The 802-nt window shown below is 52.6% G+C and carries 1 protein-coding gene; it reads left to right on the top strand.

All coding sequences use genetic code 11. The features are described from left to right. Positions 1 to 45: 45 nt before the first annotated feature. A complete protein-coding gene (locus L2I46_RS29235) occupies positions 46 to 750 on the top strand; it encodes an IS6-like element IS26 family transposase (protein ID WP_001067855.1) in 705 nt (234 codons plus the stop codon). Positions 751 to 802: the final 52 nt, after the last annotated feature.

The following is an 802-nucleotide window of genomic DNA, read 5'->3' on the forward strand; positions in this document are numbered from 1 at the left end:
CGGTGGTGATAAACTTATCATCCCCTTTTGCTGATGGAGCTGCACATGAACCCATTCAAAGGCCGGCATTTTCAGCGTGACATCATTCTGTGGGCCGTACGCTGGTACTGCAAATACGGCATCAGTTACCGTGAGCTGCAGGAGATGCTGGCTGAACGCGGAGTGAATGTCGATCACTCCACGATTTACCGCTGGGTTCAGCGTTATGCGCCTGAAATGGAAAAACGGCTGCGCTGGTACTGGCGTAACCCTTCCGATCTTTGCCCGTGGCACATGGATGAAACCTACGTGAAGGTCAATGGCCGCTGGGCGTATCTGTACCGGGCCGTCGACAGCCGGGGCCGCACTGTCGATTTTTATCTCTCCTCCCGTCGTAACAGCAAAGCTGCATACCGGTTTCTGGGTAAAATCCTCAACAACGTGAAGAAGTGGCAGATCCCGCGATTCATCAACACGGATAAAGCGCCCGCCTATGGTCGCGCGCTTGCTCTGCTCAAACGCGAAGGCCGGTGCCCGTCTGACGTTGAACACCGACAGATTAAGTACCGGAACAACGTGATTGAATGCGATCATGGCAAACTGAAACGGATAATCGGCGCCACGCTGGGATTTAAATCCATGAAGACGGCTTACGCCACCATCAAAGGTATTGAGGTGATGCGTGCACTACGCAAAGGCCAGGCCTCAGCATTTTATTATGGTGATCCCCTGGGCGAAATGCGCCTGGTAAGCAGAGTTTTTGAAATGTAAGGCCTTTGAATAAGACAAAAGGCTGCCTCATCGCTAACTTTGCAACAGTGCC

It is taken from the genome of Klebsiella sp. 2019SCSN059 (assembly GCF_021739525.1).
Lineage (GTDB): Bacteria > Pseudomonadota > Gammaproteobacteria > Enterobacterales > Enterobacteriaceae > Klebsiella > Klebsiella quasipneumoniae.

Coding starts and splice junctions, on each gene's coding strand:
- L2I46_RS29235 (WP_001067855.1), top strand. CDS start 46: ATGAACCCATTCAAAGGCCGGCATTTTCAGCGTGACATCATTCTGTGG.